General features: G+C 71.9%; 17 protein-coding genes. 3 read left to right on the top strand and 14 right to left on the bottom strand.

Annotation, left to right across the window (positions count from 1 at the left end; translation table 11 throughout):
- The 8 genes from mrdA to E1287_RS20390 all read right to left on the bottom strand — a co-directional run.
- Positions 1-1,939, bottom strand: a 1,939-nt coding sequence (gene mrdA, locus E1287_RS20425) for a penicillin-binding protein 2 (RefSeq protein WP_131966635.1), incomplete at its 3' end; no start/stop codon positions are given.
- 5 nt (positions 1,940-1,944) lie between these two features.
- Positions 1,945-2,538 (bottom strand): rod shape-determining protein MreD, encoded by a 594-nt coding sequence (mreD, locus tag E1287_RS20420; RefSeq protein ID WP_131966634.1) that lies wholly within the window; start codon positions 2,536-2,538, stop codon positions 1,945-1,947.
- A 1-nt stretch (position 2,539) separates the two neighbouring features.
- Positions 2,540-3,547, bottom strand: a complete 1,008-nt coding sequence (gene mreC, locus E1287_RS20415; protein ID WP_131966633.1) for a rod shape-determining protein MreC — start codon at positions 3,545-3,547, stop codon at positions 2,540-2,542.
- Between the two features lie 36 nt (positions 3,548-3,583).
- Positions 3,584-4,606, bottom strand: coding sequence for a rod shape-determining protein (locus tag E1287_RS20410; protein ID WP_325050842.1), 1,023 nt, complete (start codon positions 4,604-4,606; stop codon positions 3,584-3,586).
- A 348-nt stretch (positions 4,607-4,954) separates the two neighbouring features.
- The gene (gene ndk, locus E1287_RS20405) at positions 4,955-5,365 is read right to left on the bottom strand and encodes a nucleoside-diphosphate kinase (protein WP_131966632.1); all 411 of its coding nucleotides are present in this window, start codon (positions 5,363-5,365) and stop codon (positions 4,955-4,957) included.
- Between the two features lie 45 nt (positions 5,366-5,410).
- Positions 5,411-6,871: a hypothetical protein gene (locus E1287_RS43845; RefSeq protein ID WP_165969105.1), complete on the bottom strand. Its 1,461-nt coding sequence runs from the start codon at positions 6,869-6,871 to the stop codon at positions 5,411-5,413.
- Between the two features lie 126 nt (positions 6,872-6,997).
- The gene (locus E1287_RS20395) at positions 6,998-7,342 is read right to left on the bottom strand and encodes a DUF4233 domain-containing protein (RefSeq protein ID WP_131966631.1); all 345 of its coding nucleotides are present in this window, start codon (positions 7,340-7,342) and stop codon (positions 6,998-7,000) included.
- Positions 7,343-7,347: 5 nt separating this feature from the next.
- On the bottom strand, positions 7,348-8,718 hold the full coding sequence (locus tag E1287_RS20390) for a folylpolyglutamate synthase/dihydrofolate synthase family protein (RefSeq protein ID WP_131966641.1): 1,371 nt from the start codon (positions 8,716-8,718) through the stop codon (positions 7,348-7,350).
- 107 nt (positions 8,719-8,825) lie between these two features.
- Here E1287_RS20390 and E1287_RS20385 point away from each other — a divergent pair, with 107 nt between their 5' ends.
- A complete protein-coding gene (locus E1287_RS20385; RefSeq protein ID WP_131966630.1) occupies positions 8,826-10,136 on the top strand; it encodes a hypothetical protein in 1,311 nt (436 codons plus the stop codon).
- Here the strand turns inward: E1287_RS20385 and E1287_RS20380 are convergent.
- Together E1287_RS20380 and E1287_RS20375 are read right to left on the bottom strand one after the other, a co-directional pair.
- Positions 10,108-11,085: a hypothetical protein gene (locus E1287_RS20380; protein ID WP_131966629.1), complete on the bottom strand. Its 978-nt coding sequence runs from the start codon at positions 11,083-11,085 to the stop codon at positions 10,108-10,110. The genes E1287_RS20385 and E1287_RS20380 overlap by 29 nt on opposite strands.
- 27 nt (positions 11,086-11,112) lie before the next feature.
- Complete coding sequence (locus E1287_RS20375) at positions 11,113-13,740, bottom strand: valine--tRNA ligase (protein WP_131966628.1); 2,628 nt, start codon at positions 13,738-13,740, stop codon at positions 11,113-11,115.
- Positions 13,741-13,885: 145 nt separating this feature from the next.
- Here E1287_RS20375 and E1287_RS20370 point away from each other — a divergent pair, with 145 nt between their 5' ends.
- Together E1287_RS20370 and E1287_RS20365 are read left to right on the top strand one after the other, a co-directional pair.
- Complete coding sequence (locus E1287_RS20370; protein WP_131966627.1) at positions 13,886-14,680, top strand: sensor histidine kinase; 795 nt, start codon at positions 13,886-13,888, stop codon at positions 14,678-14,680.
- The gene (locus E1287_RS20365) at positions 14,681-15,340 is read left to right on the top strand and encodes a response regulator transcription factor (protein WP_131966626.1); all 660 of its coding nucleotides are present in this window, start codon (positions 14,681-14,683) and stop codon (positions 15,338-15,340) included.
- Between the two features lie 85 nt (positions 15,341-15,425).
- On the opposite strand, the gene clpX is transcribed toward E1287_RS20365, so the two are convergent.
- The 4 genes from clpX to tig form a co-directional block, all read right to left on the bottom strand.
- Positions 15,426-16,700 (bottom strand): ATP-dependent Clp protease ATP-binding subunit ClpX, encoded by a 1,275-nt coding sequence (clpX, locus tag E1287_RS20360; protein WP_131966625.1) that lies wholly within the window; start codon positions 16,698-16,700, stop codon positions 15,426-15,428.
- A 174-nt stretch (positions 16,701-16,874) separates the two neighbouring features.
- Complete coding sequence (locus E1287_RS20355; RefSeq protein WP_131966640.1) at positions 16,875-17,534, bottom strand: ATP-dependent Clp protease proteolytic subunit; 660 nt, start codon at positions 17,532-17,534, stop codon at positions 16,875-16,877.
- A gap of 60 nt (positions 17,535-17,594) precedes the next feature.
- The gene (locus E1287_RS20350) at positions 17,595-18,227 is read right to left on the bottom strand and encodes an ATP-dependent Clp protease proteolytic subunit (RefSeq protein WP_131966639.1); all 633 of its coding nucleotides are present in this window, start codon (positions 18,225-18,227) and stop codon (positions 17,595-17,597) included.
- A gap of 204 nt (positions 18,228-18,431) precedes the next feature.
- Entirely contained in the window at positions 18,432-19,967 is a 1,536-nt protein-coding gene (gene tig, locus E1287_RS20345; RefSeq protein WP_131966624.1) for a trigger factor, read from the bottom strand.
- Between the last annotated feature and the right edge of the window lie 152 nt (positions 19,968-20,119).

Below are 20,119 nucleotides of genomic sequence, written 5' to 3'. Positions count from 1 at the left end.
CGCCCGTCCCGCCCTGCGAGACCATCGCCACCACCGCGAACCGCGGCTTCTTCATCGGGCCGATCGAGGCGAACCAGGAGGTGTCCTCCTTGCCGTACACCTCGGCGGTGCCGGTCTTGCCGCCCACCTCGACGGTCTTCATGTCGAACCCGCCGAACGCGCCCGCGGCCGTGCCCTGCGTGGTGACGTCCCCGAGCGCCTTGCGGATGTACTTGATCACCTTCTGGTCGACGGGCAGCCGCTGCGCCGGCGGCGCCTCGATCCGCTGCGCGACCGAGCCGTCCGGCCGCATCACCGCGACGCCGAGCCGCGGCACGACCAGCCTGCCCCCGTTCGCGATGGCCGCGTACGCCCGGGCGAGCTGCAGCGGCGTCACCAGCACGTCGCCCTGCCCGACGGAGAAGTTGGCCGCGTCGCCCGGACGCCACACGAAACCCTCGGTGCAGTTCTCCGTCGCGACGGCCTTCAGGTACGCGGCGCGCGCCGGGTCGGTCTTCGCGACCTGCGGGTAGCCCTCCTTGGCGCCCTTGCAGTTGGCGGCCTTGGTGGCGTTCCAGTAGTCCTTCTTCCAGGCCCGGTCCGGGATGCGGCCCTCGCTCTCGCTCGGCAGGTCGATGCCGGTGCGCGAGCCGAACCCGTAGTGGCGCGCCATCTTCACCATCGGGTCGGACGGGTTCTTCTTCGGCTTCATCCCGCCGTCGCGCTGCCATTCCTGGTACGCGAACCGGTAGAAGATCGTGTCGCAGGACTTCACGAGGGCCATGTGCAGGTTCATCGGGCCGTGCCCCTGGCCCTCGAAGTTCCGGAACGCGCGGTTGCCGACGTTGTACGAGCCGGGGCATGGGTAGATGCCGTTGAGGCTGTTGCCGTCCTCCACCGCGGCGGCGACCGAGGAGACCTTGAACGTGGAGCCGGGCGCGAACTGCCCCTGCGTGACACGGGAGATCAGCGGCTCGCCCTTCTTCTTGCCGAGCAGGGCCTCGTACTGCTCCTGGGAGATGCCGCCCGTCCAGATCGCGGGGTCGTACGTCGGGTGGCTGGCCATCGCGACGATCCGGCCGGTCTGGACGTCCATCACGACGGCGGCGCCCGCGTCCGCGGGGCGGCCCGCCTTGCGCGCGCCGTCGATCGCGCGCTTGAGCGCGTCCTCGGCGGCGCCCTGCACGCCCGCGTCGATGCTGGTGACGAGGTGGTTGCCGGGGACGGCCGCCTGCTCGTCGGCGGTGCCGGTGACGCGCCCCTGGCTGTCGACGAGGACCTTGCGGAACCCGGGCTCGCCGCGCAGCGCCGCGTCGTACTGCGCCTCGAGACCGGCGCGGCCGACGAGGTCGACGCCGCTGTAGCCGGTGACCTTGAGGCCGGTGCGTTTGTCCATCTCCTCCTGCGTGATCGGCTGGAGGTAGCCGAGGACCTGCGCGGGCTTCGCGCCCTCCGGCTCCGGGTAGTCGCGGACGGCCTGGACCTGCGCGGTGACGCCGGGGAACTCCTCCTGGCGCTCCATGATCTGGAGGGCGCGCTTGGGGTCGACGTGGTCCTCGACGGGGATCGGCTGGTAGGGCGAGCCGGGCCAGCAGGGCCGCTTGATGCCGGGCCCGCACAGCCGGATGCGCTTGGTGATCTCGTCCTGGCCGATGCCGAGGACGGCCGAGAGCCGCTTCAGGATGCTCTCGCCGCCGTCCTTCTGCCGCGACAGCGTCGTCCGGTCGACGGACACGACCAGCGCGCTGGTGTTGCGGACGAGGGGACGGCCGCGATCGTCCAGGATCATGCCGCGGACGGCGGGGACGACGATGTCGCGGGTGCGGTTCTGGGCCGCGATCCCCTTGTAGTGCTCGCCCTCCAGGACCTGGAGCGTCCACATGCGCCCGACGAGGACGAGCAGCAGCGCGCCGACCAGCACGTACAGGACGACCAGGCGGAAGTGGGTGCGCGGGTTCACCGGCCTCAGCCCCGTCCCGACATCGCGCGGTAGCGGGCGGCGGGCACCGAGAGGGTGTCGCCGCTCCGGGAGCGTTCGCCGCGTTCGTACCGGCGGGTGGCGCGCAGCACCGCCCACACGACGAACGGGCTCGCGATGACGTCGTACAGCACCTGCAGCGGCACCATGCTCGACACGGTGGCCCACTCGGCGCGCGGATCGCCGAGGATCATGCCGGTGCCCGCGTAGACGACGGTCCCGGCGAGCGCGCCGGCGGCGACGGCGAAGAACGGCACGACCGACTGCCGGTCCATCTCGTCGGACGCGACGCCGCACAGGTAGCCGATGAGGCAGTAGACGAGCGCGTACCGGCCGATGGTGTGGTCGGCGGGCGGGATGATGTCGGCGGCGAGGCCGGCCAGGAACCCGGTGACCATGCCCGTCATCGACCCGGCGACGAGCGCCAGCGCGACGACGGCCAGCAGCACCAGGTCGGGTTGGACGCCGCCGGGCAGCGGCAGCCGGTTCGCGACCGACACCTGCAGGATCAGCGTCACGGCGATCACGACGGCGGCGACCGCACCGCGGCCGGCCGGCGACGCCTCGGGCGGGTTCAGCACGTCAGTCCCCCCGGCTCGGATTCGTGGACGGCGTCTCCCGGCCGCTCGGCCGCGCGTCCGGGCGCCCGGAACCCGACGGGCTCGCGGACGGGCTCGCGCTCGCCGGCGGCGTCGGCGAGGGCGGCGGTTTCGGCCTCGGCGGCAGTACCGCGTCGCGCGGGTCGGTCTTCGGCGGGGCGACCACGACGGCGACGACGTCCAGGCTGGTGAACCTCACGAACGGCCGGACGTAGGCGGTGCGGGTCAGGCCGCCGGTGGAGCGGTCGATGCGCTCGACGACGCCGATGGGGACGCCCGGGACGTACGGCCGCTGCCCCTGCGAGCCGAGCGTGACGAGGCGCTGCCCGACCTGGATCGGGGCGGCGGCGTCCAAAAGCTGGAAGCGCAGCGGCGTGGCGCCGCGCCCGCCGAGACCGCGGCGGCCGCGGCCCTGCACGATCCCGATCTCCTTGGAGCCTTCGAGCCGGGACCCGATCGACGAGGTCTGGTCGGTGGCGAGCAGGACGGTCGCCGTCGCGGGCCCGACGCGGGTGACGCGGCCGACGAGCCCGTCCGCGCTCATCACGGTCATGTCGCGCTTGATGCCGCTGCGGCTGCCGGCGTCGATGGTGACGGTGTCCTCGAAGCCCTGCCCGGCGGAGATGACCTGCGCGGCGAGGATCTCGTAGCCGCCCATCCCGGCGGTGCCGAGCAGCCGCTGCAGCTGCGCGGACTTGTCCTGGTCGAGGCGCATCGAGCGCAGCTGCTCGCGCAGCTTCTGGTTCTGCCGTTCGAGCCGGTCGGCGCGGCGCCGCTCGCCGGGCGCGTCGGTGATCGCGTCGAAGGTGTTGCTCACCGGCCGGACGACGGACGCCGACGCGCGCTCCACCGGGCCGAACACGGCGGCGCCGACGTCGCGCAGCCCGCGCAGCGGCGAGTCGGCCCCGCCGCGGTAGTCAATGGTGATCATCGCGAGCGCCACGACGAGCAGCACGCCGAGGACGACGCGGGTGCGCCGGGTGTCCTTCACCCCACCGACCTCCCGTTCTTCAGTCCACCCGGGGGGTCAGTGACGCGGTTCCGGCACCAGCACCTGCCGGAGCTCCTCGAAGTCTTCGACGCACTTGCCGGTGCCGAGCACCACCGAGTCGAGCGGGTTGTCCACCAGGTGGATGGGCATCCCGGTCTCCTCGCGGAGCCGCTCGTCGAGGTTCTTCAGCAGCGCGCCGCCGCCGGTGAGCGCGATCCCGCGGTCCATGATGTCGCCGGAGAGCTCCGGCGGGCACTTGTCGAGCGTGGTCTTCACCGCGTCCACCACGGCGTTGACCGGCTCCTCGATGGCCCGCCTGACCTCCTCGGCGGAGATCACGACGGTCTTCGGCAGCCCGCTGACGAGGTCGCGGCCGCGGATCTCGGCATGCGGCTCCTCGTCGCCGCCGGGGTACGCGGACCCGATCGCCATCTTGATCTCCTCGGCCGTACGTTCCCCGAGCATCAGGGAGTACTCCTTCTTGGAGAACGAGATGACGGCCTGGTCGAGCTCGTCGCCGCCGACGCGGACGGACTGGCTGGTGACGATCCCGCCGAGCGAGATGATCGCGACCTCGGTCGTGCCGCCGCCGATGTCGACGACCATGTTGCCGGTCGGCTCGTAGACGGGCAGCCCGGCGCCGATCGCGGCGGCCATCGGCTCCTCGATGATGTAGACGCGGCGGGCGCCGGCCTGGTAGCCGGCCTCCTTCACCGCGCGCTGCTCCACCCCGGTGATGCCGCTGGGCACCGCCACCACGATGCGCGGCTTGGCGAAGTGCCGGCGTTTGTGCACCTTCTGGATGAAATAGCGCAGCATCCGCTCGGTGACGTCGAAGTCGGCGATGACGCCGTCCTTCAGCGGGCGCACCGCGACGATGTTGCCCGGGGTACGGCCGATCATCCGCTTCGCCTCGATGCCCACCGCGACGATCTTCCCCGTGTTGGTGTTGATCGCCACCACGGACGGTTCGTTGAGGACGATGCCACGCCCGCGCACGTACACAAGGGTGTTGGCGGTACCAAGATCGACCGCCATGTCACGGCCGAGAAACGACAGCTTATTACCCATGAAGAAAGGGAGCCCTTCATGATTGACGGGCGTGTATAGCGGCGTGTCCATCGTAACGTGCGCGGACGTCCCCGGGCAGTCACCCGAGGGCCGCGAGTCGATCAAAAAACGCTCCCTGAGCAGCCCGGCATTCGCCAAAGACGCGCGGGCGGCCGATCACCGCCCCCGGCGGGACGAACCTCAGCCGGGGCCCCGGGTCGTGCGGCCGGAGGCGCCCAGCGCCGGAGGTCGCACGGCCCGCCGGCCGGGGGGCCGTTTCGCGAGACGCGCCAGCGGCTCGGGAAACGGTCCGCCGACCGTGACGGGGGTTCCAGGGGGTCGCCCCCCTGGGAAGACTCAGCCGAGTTCGGGGAAGAAGAGCTTGATCTCGCGGTCGGCGGAGTAGGTCGAGTCGGACCCGTGGACGACGTTCTCGCCGATCTCCAGGGCGAAGTCGCCGCGGATGGTGCCGGGGGTCGCGCTGACCGGGTCGGTCGCGCCGGCGAGCCCGCGGAAGGCCTCGATGGCGCGCGGCCCCTCGACGACCATGGCGACCAGCGGGCCGCCGGTGATGAACTCGACGAGCTCGCCGAAGAACGGCTTGCTGGCGTGCTCCTCGTAGTGGGCCTCGGCGGTCTCCCGGGCGAGGGTGCGGAGTTCCAGCGCGACGAGCTTCAGGCCCTTGCGCTCGATCCGGGAGATGACCTCACCGATGACGCCGCGGCGGACGCCGTCGGGCTTGACGAGGACGAGAGTGCGCTCGGACACGGGTGGTTCTCCTTGAGGAAACTCGGAATAAGCAGCGCGCGAATCCTACCGGGCTCCCGGGCCTGCGGCGGCTTTCCGGGACGGCCGCGCCGTGGCGGCGGCGAGGAGGACGGCGGCGGCTCCGGCGACGATGAGCCAGACGTCGTAGCCGTCCCGCAGGGCCTGGATCCGGTCGGCCTCGGTGACCGGGCGCAGCCGTTCCAGCCGGGACGCCTGCAGCGACAGGACGAGGAGCTGCCCGGCCAGCACGGCGGGGAAGCAGAGGGACAGGCCGAAGAGCGCGGCGCCGACGCCCGCGTCCCGCAGCGAGGCGGCGAGGGCCGTGCCGGCGCCGGCGCCGAGCAGGGCGAGCGGGACGAGCATCGTCCAGCGGCCGTCCAGGTGGGTGAGCAGGCCGAGCGGCACCGCCGCGATCATCAGGACGTATCCGGCGTGGACGGCGTGGCGCGCGGGGGCGCAGGCGGAGGCGAGCGCCCCGGCCATCGCGGCGGCGGCCGCCGCGGCGAACGGGAGCAGCGGCACGACGGCTGGGCCGCCCCGGTCGTGGGCGTCGGCGGCGGCGAGGCCGGCGAGCGGGCCCGCGACCGGGTAGGTGAGCAGGCCGGCGGCGATCATGACGACGGCGCAGCCGAACGGGCTGCCCGCGATCGTGTCCCGGCGGGCGGCGAGGGCGAGGCCGAGCAGGGCGGGCAGCGCGAAGGCCGCGACGATGAGCCGGGCGCCCGGCGACCATCCGGCCGCCGCCACGACCGCGAGGAACGCGAAGCCCGCCGCCGGGACGAACGGCAGGAGGATCTGGCCGCGTTCGGTGTGCCGGGACACGGGCAGCGCCCACGGGCCCCGCCCGCGCAGGAGCAGGTGGACGAGCGCGGCGACGGCGGCGCCCACGGCGGCCCACGGGTACGGGACGAGCGCGACACGCCAGTCCGAGACGGCGATGCCGCCGTCGCCGCGCATGGGGACGGCCTTGAGCGCCAAGGGCATCGCCAGGAGCAGCGCGCCCGCGAGCGTGCCCGCCCAGGCGGCGGCCAGGGCGCGGTTCCGCCGCTCCCACACCAGGATGAGGCAGGCGGGCAGCATCATCCCCGCGCCTGCGCCCTGGACGGCGCGGACCGTCCCGACGAGGGGCACGGTGTGGGCGAACTTGACCGCGCCGAGCCCGGTCAGCAGGACGCCCAGCCCCGCGGCGAGGACGGGCCAGGCGGAGAACCGCCGCGCGGCCACGGCGGCGAGCGGCACCGCGACGACGAGCGCGGGCAGGGACAGCCCGGTGGCGCGCAGCAGCCCGCCGATCCCGGACTCGCCCAGGTCGAGGGCGCTCGCGGCGGCGGGGACGACGTTCACCACGGCGTCCGGCACCGCGAGGACGGCGGCGGGCACGGCGGTGAGCGTCAGCAGCAGCGCGCCGGACGCCGCGAGCCGGCGGCGGGCGCGGCCCTCCGGAGGCGCGGCCGGATATCCGTGGACGGGGGCGGCGGGTGCATGTCCGCGTGCGTGCAGGGACACGGCCTGCTCCTTCGCAGGATCGTCATCCGCCGCTCACGCATTTCCCAAATGAGAAATATGTCGGAATCAGGGAAAGGATTGGAATTGCACGGAATCGGCAGATGAATGAATGCGTCCCTCGCGAATTTAGCGCGGCCGGGCGCGCTCCGCCTTGCGTCCCATCCAAACGGCCGTCGCCCAAAGCGCCCCGAACACGGCGCCGAGGAAGAACATGGCCGGCACCATGAACCCGGTCGCGATGATCAGCACCTGCAGCACGCTGCCCGCCGCGACCGCCCACGGGAACCGGAGCAGGCCCGCCATCAGCAGGCACGCGACGGCGAGGCCCCCGCACACCGCGCCCGCGGTCGCGCCGTCCACGTCCAGCACGGCCACCGCCACCGGGATCGCGAGCGCGATCACGATGGCCTCGCAGGCCAGGACGGTCGCGAACAGCCTCCGGACCGGATTCGGCGCGGTACCGGCGCTCATCCCCGTCACCGGCCTTCCCCGACGCGCAGCAATGTCCGGGCGTCGCCGGCCGTGACCACCGAGCCGGTGATCAGGACCCCGGCGCCCCGGTACTCGCCGGTCTCCTCGGCGAGGCCGATCGCCCGGTCGATCGCGTCGTCCAGGCGGTCCTCGAGATGGACGCGCTCCGGGCCGAAGATGCTCCCGGCGAGCTCGGCCAGCTCCTCGGGCGGCATCGAGCGCGGCGAGGAGTTCCGCGTCACGACCAGCTCGGCGACGACGGGTTCGAGCTGGTCGAGGACGCCGGCGACGTCCTTGTCCGCGGCGATCGCGAGGACCCCGGCGAGCCGGGTGAAGCCGAACGACTCGGTGACCGTGGCGACGGTCGCGGCCATCCCGGGCGGGTTGTGCGCCGCGTCCAGCAGGACGGTCGGGCCGGTCCGCGCGACCTCCAGGCGCCCGGGCGAGGCGGACTTGGCGAAGCCGCTGCGCACCAGCGCCGGGTCGAGCTGGCCCTCGTTCCCGCCGAGGTACGCCTCGCCGGGCGCGACGCGGGTGGCGGCCTCCAGATTGGTCTCTCCCCTGGTCGGCGCGCCGCTGGCGAACGCCTCCACGGCGGCCAGGGCCGTCGCGGCGTTGCTCGCCTGATGCTCGCCGAACAGCGGCAGGAAGATCTCGTCATAGCGGCCGTGCAGGCCCTGGAGGCCCACCTGCTGGCCGCCGAAGGCGACGTCCCGGCTGAGCACGCCGTACTCGACGCCCTCGCGCGCCGCCGCCGCGCCGACCTCCACGACCCGCCGCAGCAGCACCTCGGCCGCCTCGACCGGCTGCTGCGCCAGCACGGCCACCGACTCCGGCTTGATGATCCCCGCCTTCTCCCCGGCGATCTCCTCGATGGTGTCGCCCAGGTAGCGGGTGTGGTCGAGCCCGATCGGGGTGACGACGGCGACGACGCCGTCGGCCACGTTCGTCGCGTCCCAGGCGCCGCCCATGCCGGCCTCGACCACGGCCACGTCGACCGGCGCGTCCGCGAACGCCGCGAACGCCATCGCGGTCAGGACCTCGAAGAACGAGAGGCGCGCCGTGTGCTTGCCGTCGACCAGCTGCGCGAACGGGAGCACCTCCTCGTACGCGGCGACGAACTGCTCCTCGCTGACCGGCTCGCCGTCGATCGCGATCCGCTCCCGCAGGGAGGTCAGCTCCGGGCTGGTGAACAGGCCCGTGCGCAGGCCGCGCTCGCGCAGCAGCGCCTCGATGAGCCGGGCGGTGCTGGTCTTGCCGTTCGTCCCCGCGATGTGGATCACCGGGTAGGCGCGGTGGGGCTCCCCCAGGACGTCGACCAGGTCGCGGACGCGGTCGAGCGTGGGATCGATCTCCCACTCGACCCCGCGGGCCATGATCGCGCCGACTGCGCGCCGGTAGTCGGACGGCTCGGATACCTGATTCACGATCTCAGAGCCTACTCGGCGGTCCCCCGGGTTCCGGACGGACCCACACTGGAGTCATGGACGCGTTCTTCCGGGAATGGGAGCGGCGGGCGCCCGGCGAGACCCGCGATATCGGGCGGGCGCGCGCGCTGGCGACCGTGCTGGACGTCCTCTCCCCGGACGTGCCCGTCCTGACCGTCGTGGGGTCCAAGGGGAAGGGAACGGCGGCCACCTACGCGTCCGCCTATCTGGCGGCCTCCGGTCTGCGGGTGTGCACGGTCACGAGTCCTGAGCTTCGCAGCAATCGCGAAAGGATAAGGGTGGACGGGCGCGCGGTCTCGGAGGAGGAGTTGGCCTTCCTGGGGAGCGTTCTGGACGAGGCCCTTGGTGCTCTACCGCCGCCTGCGGGGGGCTATCTGTCGCCGTCCGGGCTGTTCACCATCGCGGGCGTCGTGCACGCGCGGAATGTGGGCGCGGATGCGATCGTCCTGGAGGCGGGCATGGGCGGACGGTCGGACGAGATCTCCCTCTTCCCGCCCGCCGTCGTGGCGATCACGCCGATCTTCCGGGAGCACGCCGGGGTGCTCGGGGACACCCCGGCGGAGATCGCGGAAGAGAAGCTCGGCGTGGCCGGGCCTACGACGGCCGTGCTGTCCGCGCCGCAGTCGGCCGAGGTCACCGGGGTGCTCGGAGATGTGGAGCGGGTGGAGGCGGGCGGCAGCGGGCTCGCGGAGGACTTGCTGCCCGGCGGGCTGGTGCGCGGGAGCGCCGAACTCGGCGTCGTCGCGGCCCGCCGCCTGCCGGGCGTCACCGAGCCGCCGGACGGGACGCTTTGCGATGTGCTGGCGTCCGTCGTCCTGCCGGGACGGCTGTCCTGGCACGACGTACCGTCCTCCAGCCCCCACCCACCGCCATTCAACGGACGAGCTCCACTCGACGAACCGTCCTCCAGCCCCCACCCACCGCCATTCAACGGACGAGCTCCGCTCGACGAACCGGGATCGGCGACACGGCTGCTCGTCGACTCCGCCGTCGACGGGACGGGAATCGCCGCCGCCCTCACCGCCGCGCGGCGCGTCTGGGGCGCGATCGACCGCGTCGTCGTCTGCCTCCCCGACCACAAGGACCTGGACGGCGCCGTCGCCGCGCTGGACGGGCTGCCGGTGACGTTCGTCCGGCTGCCGCTACCGCATCTGCGCTTCACGCGTCCGCTGCCGTCCGGCTGGGACGTCGTCGGCTCGGACGCCGTCACGCCCGCGTCCCTCGCCGCGCTCGGGCGCCGCGTCGTCGTCCTCGGGACCGTCTACTTCACCGGGCTCGTCCTGGACGCGGTCGGCGCCGACACCGAGCGGCTCTTCGTCACCGCGGCCTCTCGACGTCCTTCCTGATCCGCTGCATGATCTCGGCCATCAGCGTGAACCGCGGGTTCAGCGACGGACGGTTGGACGCGACGACGCCGTAGGAGTCAGCGGTCGCCCACGCGCAGTAGGTGTGCGTATCGGCGAGGACGGCGAACGTTCCGCAGAGGGCCTTCCCGCCCTTCTCACCGGGGTCGGCGGGCTGCCCGGCTATGAACGTCGTGGGCTGCGCCTTCTGCAGAAACTCCGCGGGGTCGCCGACTTGGCCCGTCCCGCCGACGAACAGGACGTTGATCGGCCGGACGGGCTCCTCGCTGTACACGGCCTTGCCGCGCTCGGCGACCGGGACCCCGGCCGCCTCGATCGCCCTGGCGACGAACGGGTACGCCGCGCTCGCCTGGGGGGAGGTCAGGCCGTCCATGCGCATGCCGCCCGCGGTCGCGCCCGCGCTGATCACCTTCTCGGACGCCGGGACCCCGGCGGCGCGGGCGTCCTTCCCGCCAGGGGCCTTCTTCCCGCCATCGACGCCGCCGCCGTCGTCGACGACGCCCGTCCGGAACGCGAGCACGCCCGCCATGAGCACGACCGTCCCGACAACGGCGGCGCCCGCGACGAGCAGGAACCTCGGAAACCGCCTCCGCGCGGTTCCGGGGAGCGGTGCGCCGGGCAGCGGCGGGAGGGGTGGGAAAGGCCCCACCGGCGGGCCGGGGACCACGGGCAGCGGGCCCGTGCCGTCCGGGACGATCGGGTGCCCGCCCGACGCGTCCCGGATCACGATCTGCGGGCCGGTCCCGTCCGGGAAGGCCGCGTGCGGGCCCGTCCCGTCGCCGGAGTCGGCTGACCACCACGGACGCGAGTCGCCCCACGGAGCCGCCGCGGCGTCCTCCGGAGGGTCGCCGTCCTCGACGGCCTGCGGCGCGTCCAGGTCATCGCCGGACGAGGAGTCCGGCATCTCGGACCGAGGGGGTGATTCGGCCATTGCACTCCCGATGGTTCCGCTGCCGTGTCAGACCGCGGGCAGCGCGGTCAGCTGCGACTCCAGCCGCCTGATGTCCGCCTCGGCCTGGGCGAGCCGGTCCCGGTTCTTGGCGACGACGGCCTCGGGCGCCTTGGCCATGAACGCCTCGTTGCCGAGCTTCCGGCCGACCTGCTCCACCTCCTTGCGGGCGGCCGCGAGGTCCTTCTCCAGCCGCTTGCGCTCGGCGGCGACGTCGATGGCGCCCGCGGTGTCGAGCCGGACGGTGACGTCCTCGGCGGGCAGGGATGCGGTCGCCGCGAAGCCCTCGCCCGGCTCGGTGAGGCGCAGCAGCGCGCGGACGCCCTCCTCGTGCGCCGCCAGCGGCGAGCCGCCCCACTCCAGCGCCGCCGCGACCTTCTGGCCCGGCTTGAGGCCCTGGTCGGCGCGGAACCGCCGGACCTCGGTCACGAGCCGCTGCAGCGACTCGACGAGCGCCTCGGCGTCGCGGTCGGCGCGTCCGGGTTCGGCGGACGGCCACGGCGCGGTGACGATCGTCTCGCCATCTGTCAGGGACGTCCACAGCTCCTCGGTGACGAACGGGATCACGGGGTGCAGCAGCCGCAGCAGCTTGTCGAGCACCTCGCCCAAGACCCGGCGCGTCGCCTCGGCCCTGTCGTCGGCCAGCTGCACCTTCGCCAGCTCGACATACCAGTCGCAGACCTCGTCCCACGCGAAGTGGTAGAGCGTCTCGCACGCCTTCGCGAAGTCGTAGGACTCCAGGTGCGCGTCCACCTCGGCGATGACCGTCTGGAGGCGCGACAGGACCCACGCGTCGACCGTGGAGACCTCGGCGGGCATCTCGCCGCGGACGTGCGCGCCGTTGATGAGCGCGAACCGCGTCGCGTTCCACAGCTTGTTGCAGAAGTTGCGCGACCCCTGCGCCCACTGCTCCGCCACCGGGACGTCGCCGCCGGGGTTGGCGCCGCGCAGCAGCGTGAACCGGGTCGCGTCCGCCCCGTACGCCTCGATCCAGTCGAGCGGGTCGACGACGTTCCCGAACGACTTGGACATCTTCTTGCCGAACTGGTCGCGGACCATCCCGTGCAGGGCGATCGTGTCGAACGGCTGGACGCCGTCCATCGCGTACAGCCCGAACATCATCATCCGGGCGACCCAGAAGAACAGGATGTCGTACCCGGTGACCAGCACGGACGTCGGGTAGAAGCGCTTCAGGTCCTCAGTCTGGCCGGGCCACCCCAGCGTCGAGAACGGCCACAGCGCCGAGGAGAACCAGGTGTCGAGGACGTCGGTGTCCTGCGTCCAGCCGGAGGGCGGCTCCTCGTCCGCGGCCGGGCAGACGACCTCGCCGTCCGGCCCGTACCAGACGGGGATGCGATGGCCCCACCACAGCTGCCGGCTGATGCACCAGTCGTGCATGTTGTCGACCCACTCGAAGTAGCGGGCCGCCATCTCCGGCGGGTGGATCGTGACGCGGCCGTCGCGGACGGCGTCGCCCGCCTCCCGCGCCAGCGACTCGACCTTCACGAACCACTGCAGCGACACGCGCGGCTCGACGACCGTGGCGCACCGCTGGCAGTGCCCGACCGAGTGCTGGTAGGGGCGGACCTCCTTGACGATCCGGCCCTGCTCGCGCAGCGCGGCCACGACCGCCGGGCGCGCCTCGAACCGGTCGAGGCCCTCGAACGGCCCGGACGCGGTGACGACGCCGCGCTCGTCCATGACCGACAGGGACGGCAGCGCGTGGCGCCGCCCGATCTCGAAGTCGTTGGGGTCGTGCGCCGGGGTCACCTTCACGGCGCCCGTCCCGAACTCGGGGTCGACGTGCTCGTCGGCGACGACGGGGATGCGGCGGCCGGTCAGCGGAAGCTCGATCTCCCGCCCGACCAGGTGCGCGTACCGGGCGTCCTCGGGATGGACGGCCACGGCGGTGTCGCCGAGCATCGTCTCCGCCCGCGTGGTCGCGACGACGATCGCGTTGTCACCGTCACCAGCAGGATCGCCCGCCCCGTACCGGATGGAGACCAGCTCGCCGTCGACGTCCTCGTGCTCGACCTCGATGTCGGACAGGGCCGTCAGGCAGCGCGGGCACCAGTTGATGATGCGCTCGGCGCGGTAGATGAGGCCGTCGTCGAACAGCCGCTTGAAGATCGTCCGGACGGCCCGGGCACGGTCGTCGTCCATGGTGAACGCCTCGCGCGTCCAGTCGACGCTGTCGCCGAGGCGGCGCATCTGGCCGAGGATCCGCCCGCCCGACTCCGCCTTCCACTGCCAGACCCGCTCGACGAACGCCTCGCGGCCGAGGTCGTGCCGCGACACGCCCTCCTTGGCCAGCTCGCGCTCCACCACGTTCTGGGTGGCGATGCCCGCGTGGTCCATGCCCGGCACCCACACCGTCGCGTGCCCCTGCATGCGGCGCCGCCGGACGAGCGTGTCCTGGATGGAGTGGTCGAGGGCGTGCCCCATGTGCAGCGAGCCGGTGACGTTCGGCGGCGGGATCACGATCGAGAACGGGGGACCGTCCTGCCCCGCGGTGAACAGCCCCGCCGATACCCACCGCTCGTAGAGCCGGCCTTCCACGTCCGCCGGACGGTACTGGGTGGGCAGGTCGACGTCTGCGGCGGCCCCCTGGCCGCGCTGAGTGCTGGACTGTGTCACGGCTGACGATTCTATGGGTAGGCGGCCGCTGCCCGCGGCCGGCGTTTCCCGCCGGGATCGGGACACAGGTCACCTGACACCGGGTCGCCCTGCCGGAAAGGGTTGCGGGGAACACCCGAAACGGAGAGGCGAAGGGAGGGACGGGATGCGAACGGCACTGGCACGTGCAGCCGTGCTGGCCGGCGCGTTCACCGCGGGGGCCGTGGCGGCGCGTGCCGCGACCATCCCCCACCTCCGCCGCCTCACCGCCGACCTGCAGCGATCGCGGGAACGGATCCTCGCCAGCCGGGAGGAAGAGCGGCGCCGGCTGCGGCACGACCTGCACGACGGGCTCGGCCCGACGCTCGCCAGCCTCGCCATGTCGCTGGACGCGGCCCGGATCACGCTGGCCTGCGAACCGGAACGTGCCGATCCGCTGCTCGCCGACGTCCGGGACAGGCTGGCGTCGGCCGTCGGCGAGATCCGCGACCTGGCGCACGGCCTGCGCCCGCCCGCCCTCGACGACCTCGGGCTCGTCGCGGCCATCGAGTCGTTCGCCGAGGGCTGCTGCGAACGGGTGGACGTGCGCTTCGACGGCGAGCACCTGGAACTGCCCGCGGCCGTGGAGGTCGCGGCGTACCGCATCGCGCAGGAGGCGCTGACGAACGTCCGGCTGCACGCGCCCGAGAGCACCGCGATGGTCCGGCTGACGCGGGACGCCGAACTGCACCTGATGGTGGCCGACACCGGCCCCGGCCTGCCCGACTCGTCCCGCAACGGCGGCCAGCCGAGCCGGCGCGGGATGGCGGCGATGAAGGAGTGGGCCGCGGAGGTCGGCGGGAGCTGCGCGATCATGTCCCGGAACGGCGGCGGGACCGTCGTCACCGCCCATCTCCCGCTCGCCGCCGCGGCGGCCGCCGCCGGGTATCATCGTCCTTCCACGGGAAGAGGCGGGGCGTAGATGGCGGAGACGATCCGGGTCCTCATCACCGATGACCACCCGGTGTTCAGGCAGGGCCTGAAGGGCCTGCTGCAGGCGCTGGGCGTGGACGTCGTCGGCGAGGCGGAGAACGGTCCTGACGCGGTGCGGCTGTCGGCCGAGCTGCAGCCGGACGTCGTCGTGATGGACCTGCACATGCCCGGCGGCAACGGCATCGAGGCCACCCGCACCATCACCCGGACGAGCCCCCGCATCGGCGTCCTCGTGCTGACGATGTTCCGCGACGACGACTCGGTGTTCGCGGCGATGCGCGCCGGCGCCCGCGGCTACCTGCTCAAGGAGTCCGGCGCCGAGGAGATCGCCCGCGCGGTCCGCGCCGTCGCGGCCGGCGAGGCCATCTACGGCCCCGAGATCGCCCGCCGCGTCCTCACGTACTTCACCGACATGCCCGACCCGCGCCGCGCCGCGTTCCCCGAGCTCACCGAGCGGGAACGGGAGGTCCTCGGGCTGATCGCGCAGGGCCGCAGCAACGCCGACATCGCCGGGACGCTGTTCCTCAGCCAGAAGACCGTCCGCAACCACGTCTCGAACATCTTCATGAAGCTCCACGTCGCCGACCGCGCCCAGGCGATCGTCGTGGCCCGCGAAGCCGGCCTAGGCGAATCCACCACCCGCCACTGACGCCTGGCACGCCGAACGCCCTCGCCTGAAATGCCGAACGCCCCCGACCGCGAGGTCGAGGGCGTTCCGTCCCGTCACACCCCGATCACGCGGATTTCTCGCGCGGCTCCCGCTTGGGGCGGTCGCGCGGGACGAGGGTCGGGTTGACGTGCTCCAGGACGGCCTCGCGGGTGATGACGACGCGGGCCACGTCCTGGCGGCTCGGCACCTCGTACATCACCGACAGGAGGACCTCCTCCATGATGGCGCGCAGGCCGCGGGCCCCGGTGCCGCGCAGGATGGCCTGGTCGGCGATGGCCTCCAGCGCGTCGTCGGTGAACTCCAGGTCGACGCCGTCGAGCTCGAAGAGGCGGTGGTACTGGCGGACCAGCGCGTTCTTCGGCTCGGTGAGGATGTTGATGAGCGCCTCGCGGTCGAGGTTGTGCACCGATGTCATGATCGGGAGCCGGCCGATGAACTCGGGGATCATGCCGAACTTCAGCAGGTCTTCCGGCATGACCTCGCCGAGGACGGCCGACGACTCGTCGAAGTCGGACTTGGACCGGATCTGCGCGCCGAAGCCCATCCCCTGCTTCCCGACCCGCGACTCGACGATCTTCTCCAGGCCGGCGAACGCGCCGCCGCAGATGAACAGCACGTTGGTGGTGTCGATCTGGATGAACTCCTGGTGCGGGTGCTTGCGGCCGCCCTGCGGCGGGACGCTCGCGGTGGTGCCCTCGAGGATCTTCAGCAGCGCCTGCTGGACGCCCTCGCCCGACACGTCCCGGGTGATCGACGGGTTCTCGCTCTTGCGGGCGACCTTGTCGACCTCGTCGATGTAGATGATGCCGGTCTCGGCCTTCTTGACGTCGTAGTCGGCCGCCTGGATGAGCTTGAGGAGGATGTTCTCGACGTCCTCCCCCACGTACCCGGCCTCCGTCAGCGCCGTCGCGTCCGCGATCGCGAACGGGACGTTGAGGAGTTTGGCGAGCGTCTGCGCGAGGAGCGTCTTGCCGGATCCGGTGGGGCCGAGCAGCAGGATGTTCGACTTGCCGATCTCGACCGGGTCGTCCCGGCCGGTGTCGCCCGACTGGATCCGCTTGTAGTGGTTGTAGACGGCGACGGACAGCGCCTTCTTCGCCGTCTCCTGCCCGATCACGTAGGAGTCGAGGAACTCGTAGATCTCCCGCGGTTTGGGCAGGTTGTCCCACTTGAGGTCGGAGGTCTCGGAGAGCTCCTCCTCGATGATCTCGTTACAGAGATCGATGCACTCGTCGCAGATGTACACGCCCGGACCCGCGATGAGCTTCTTGACCTGCTTCTGGCTCTTTCCGCAGAACGAGCACTTCAGCAGGTCACCGCCGTCGCCGATGCGTGCCACCCAACTGTCTCCTTTTCGTGGGGCCGACCGCCATGCAGTTTGCGGCGCAGCTCGGTTGCGTCCCGAAGGCTCTCGACGTTGGTTTCGACGTTACCGCCTCCAACGGACTTGGGAAGCCCCTCGCCCGGAAGTGTGACGACCGGGCTCGGGGGTCTCCCTCGTCCTCGTGCCGTCTCAGGACGACACTACCTCGGCCTTGCGCTTCCTGCTGGCGAAGACGTCGTCGATGAGACCGTACTCCTTCGCCTCCGCCGCCGTGAGGATCTTGTCGCGCTCGATGTCCCTGCGGACCTGGTCGATGCTCTTGCCGCTGTGCTCGGCCAGGATCGTCTCCAGCAGCTCCCGGATCCGCATGATCTCGCGCGCCTGGATCTCGATGTCGCTGGACTGGCCGTAGGTGCCCTCGGTCGCGGGCTGGTGGATCAGCATCCGCGCGTTGGGCAGCGCGGCCCGCTTGCCCGGCGTCCCGGCGGCGAGCAGCACCGCCGCGGCGGACGCGGCCTGGCCGATGCAGACCGTCTGGATGTCCGGCTTCACGAACTGCATCGTGTCGTAGATCGCCGTCATGGCGGTGAACGACCCGCCCGGCGAGTTGATGTAGATGCTGATGTCGCGGTCGGGGTCGATCGACTCCAGCGTGATCAGCTGGGCCATCACGTCGTTGGCGGACGCGTCGTCGATCTGGATCCCGAGGAAGATGATCCGCTCCTCGAACAGCTTGTTGTACGGGTTCATCTCCTTGACCCCGTACGTGGTGCGCTCGACGAACGACGGGATGATGTACCGGTTCTCGACCGGCGCCGGGGGCCCGCCCGCCTGGGCGCCCGGGACCAGATCGGTGAAGCCGGGTCGGATGAGGTCGCTCACTGTGTGCCTCCGATAAATGTCAGGTCGTCAGGAGACCGTGCCCTCGGAGGGCACCTGGGTGGCGCTGAGCACCACGTGGTCGACGAATCCGTAGTCCTTGGCCTCGTCGGCGGTGAACCAGCGGTCGCGGTCGGAGTCGCGCTCGATCTGGTCGAGCGGCTGGCCGGTGTGCTCGGCGATCTTCTCGGCGAGCGTCCGCTTGACGTACAGCATCTGCTCCGCCTGGATCTTGATGTCGGAGGCGGTGCCGCCGATGCCGCCGGACGGCTGGTGCATCATGATCCGGGCGTGCGGCAGGGCGTAGCGCTTGCCGCGCGTCCCCGCGCACAGCAGGAACTGGCCCATCGACGCGGCGAGGCCCATGCCGACCGTGACGACGTCGTTCGGGACGTACTGCATGATGTCGTAGATCGCCATGCCGGCGGTGACGGAGCCACCTGGCGAGTTGATGTAGAGCGTGATGTCGCGGCGGCCGTCCTCGGCCGACAGGAGCAGCAGCTCCGCGCTGATGCGGTTGGCGATGTCGTCGTCGACCTGCTGGCCGAGGAAGACGATCCGTTCGCGCAGCAGCCGCTGGAACAGCTGGTCGCCCAGAGGCAACATGGGGGCCTCGGCGACCCGCGCCTGGATCCGCGACGACTCGTCGAAAGTCGGAGGCATGCTCACCGGTGTTCCTCCGGTCTTTTTATCGGTTCGGATGATTGGACATTAACGCGCTCACAGGCCCGGTTAAGCCCGTGGGGCCGCCTTTTCGCCAGGGGCGTACCCGGTCGCCGCGGCGTGTCACGGGAATACGCGACACGCCCCGCACCCGGTGTACGGATGCGGGGCGTGTCCAGTGCGGTGCAGAACGTCCAGAAAGTCCTAGGAGGACTTGTCCTGGGCGTCCTCCGGCTCGGCGGCCGGGGACTCGTCAGCGGCGGCCTCAGCCGCCCCTCCGGCCGTCTCCCCGGTCTCCGCCTCCGCCTGCTCGTTCTCTTCGGCCTGCTCGGCGGTCTCGGCGTCGGCGGTCTCGGCGTCGGTGGTCTCGGCGTCGGTGGCCTGGGCCTCGGCGGTCTCGGCCTCGGCCGTCTCGCCGTTCAGCTCGCGCTGGACGGCCTCGACGTCGATGACGTTGCCCGACTCGTCCTTGACGGTGACGTGCCCGACCACGAGGTTCAGCGCCTTGCTGCGCAGCACCTCCGAGACGATCGCCGGGAGCTGGTTGTTCTCGGTGAGGTACTGGGCGAGCTGCTGCGGCTGGACGCCCATCTGCATCGCCTGCGTGACGACGTACTCGCTGAGCTCCTCGTTCTCGACGTTCAGCTCCTCCTGGACGGCGAGCTGGTCGAGGACGAAGCCGCCCTTCACCGCGAGCCGGGCGGCGTCGGCGACCTCGGTGTCGAACTGCTCCTCGGACTTCTCCTCGTCCTTGAGGTAGTCCTCCTTGGTCATGCCGGCCATCTGGAGCTGCTGCTCCAGCTGCTGGTTGCGGCGGCCGACCTCCTCCTCCACGACCTTGTCGGGGAGCGGGATGTCGACCTTCTCCAGCAGGGCCTCGAGGGCCTTGTCGCGCGCGTCGGACAGCTGCTGCGCCTTCACCTGCCGGCCGAGCCGCGTCCGGACGTCGTCGCGGAGCTCGTCGATCGTGTCGAACTCGCTGGCCAGCTGGGCGAACTCGTCGTCCAGGTCCGGCAGGTTCTTGATCTTGACGCTCTGCACGGTGGCCGTGATCTCGGCCTCCTCGCCGGCGTGCTCGCCGCCGGTCAGGGCGCCGGTGAAGGTGGCCTCCTCGCCCGCGGCGAGCCCGATGAGCGCGTCGTCCAGGCCCTCGACGGACGACTTGCTGCCGACCTCGTAGGAGTAGCCGGACGTGGACGCGTCCTCGACCTCCTCGCCGTCGATCCGCGCGACCAGGTCGACGGTGGCGAAGTCGCCCTCCTCGACCGCGCGCTCGGCGGTGGTCAGCGACGCGAACCGCTCGCGCAGGTTGCCGAGGGTCTCCTCGACCTGCTCGTCGGTCACCTCGGCGTCGTCCACGACGACCTCGAGGCCGTCGTAGTCGGGCACCTCGAACTTCGGCCGGATGTCGACCTCGGCGGTGAACGCGAACTGGGTGCCGTCCTCCAGCTCGGTCACCTCGACGTCGGGCTGCCCGAGCACGAAGAGCTCGGACTCCTCGACGGCGCGGCCGTACAGCCCGGGAAGCGCGTCGTTGACCGCCTCCTGCAGCACCGCGCCCCGGCCGACGTACTTGTCGATCAGCGGGGCGGGGACCTTGCCGGGCCGGAAGCCCTTGATCCGCACCTGCTGCGAGATCTCCTTGTACGCCTTGTCGAGGTTCGGCTTGAGCTCGTCGAACGGAACCTCGACGGTGAGCTTGACCCGCGTGGGGGTCAGCTCCTCGACATCGGTCTTCACTGGGGTCGGTCTCCTTGATCGGGCGCTTTCTCGCCGCGGCGTTCGACGCGTGCTTCTGGGTGCTGCCTGCGAGGCCCTCGGCCCTGCGCGCGGACGGCCTGCATCGTTTCGGCCCGTTCGCGTCGTCCATCGGCCGGTCAGTCTCTCAGCGG

Origin of the sequence: Actinomadura sp. KC06 (assembly GCF_004348735.1) — a bacterium.
Classification (GTDB): domain Bacteria; phylum Actinomycetota; class Actinomycetes; order Streptosporangiales; family Streptosporangiaceae; genus Spirillospora.
This window is presented reverse-complemented; position numbering and strand designations above follow the sequence as displayed.

What these genes read in the sequence shown, in the direction of transcription:
- E1287_RS20395 (WP_131966631.1), bottom strand. Translation starts at nt 7,342, where the DNA reads ATGAGCGCCGGTACCGCGCCGAATCCGGTCCGGAGGCTGTTCGCGACC.
- E1287_RS20390 (WP_131966641.1), bottom strand. Translation starts at nt 8,718, where the DNA reads ATGGCCCGCGGGGTCGAGTGGGAGATCGATCCCACGCTCGACCGCGTC.
- E1287_RS20385 (WP_131966630.1), top strand. Translation starts at nt 8,826, where the DNA reads ATGGACGCGTTCTTCCGGGAATGGGAGCGGCGGGCGCCCGGCGAGACC.
- E1287_RS20380 (WP_131966629.1), bottom strand. Translation starts at nt 11,085, where the DNA reads ATGGCCGAATCACCCCCTCGGTCCGAGATGCCGGACTCCTCGTCCGGC.
- E1287_RS20370 (WP_131966627.1), top strand. Translation starts at nt 13,886, where the DNA reads ATGCGAACGGCACTGGCACGTGCAGCCGTGCTGGCCGGCGCGTTCACC.
- E1287_RS20365 (WP_131966626.1), top strand. Translation starts at nt 14,681, where the DNA reads ATGGCGGAGACGATCCGGGTCCTCATCACCGATGACCACCCGGTGTTC.
- E1287_RS20350 (WP_131966639.1), bottom strand. Translation starts at nt 18,227, where the DNA reads ATGCCTCCGACTTTCGACGAGTCGTCGCGGATCCAGGCGCGGGTCGCC.